Origin of the sequence: Bacillus pretiosus, from assembly GCF_051294775.1 — a bacterium.
GTDB lineage: Bacteria > Bacillota > Bacilli > Bacillales > Bacillaceae_G > Bacillus_A > Bacillus_A wiedmannii.
Genome location: NZ_JBPPHF010000260.1, coordinates 1 through 299 on the forward strand (window position 1 = coordinate 1; position 299 = coordinate 299).

The window sequence follows — 299 nt, forward strand, 5'->3', positions numbered from 1 at the left end:
TTGTGTATAAGAGTCAGCTTCTGCAGTTGCTGCTGGAGTAGCTTCCGCTGCTGGAGCTTCTACTGCTGCTTCTTCAGCTTTTGGAGCTGCATCATGATCGTCACCTTTAAAATTAAGGTTTTCGTATCCAGGAGCATCAAATTTAATTAATGTATCTCCTACAATTGCAACTGTTCCTTCTTCTACAAGTACTTCAAGTACTTTACCTTTAACAGGAGAAGGGATTTCTTCTACTGCTTTATCATTTTGTACTTCAAGAAGTACATCGTCTTCGTTTACTTCATCGCCTGGTTTAATAA

The 299-nt window shown here is 39.1% G+C and carries 1 protein-coding gene; it reads right to left on the reverse strand.

Annotated features, from left to right (window positions below; translation table 11 throughout):
- The coding region (locus ACSG5Z_RS30785) for a biotin/lipoyl-containing protein (RefSeq protein ID WP_435712850.1) at positions 1 to 299 on the reverse strand (299 nt) is incomplete at both ends.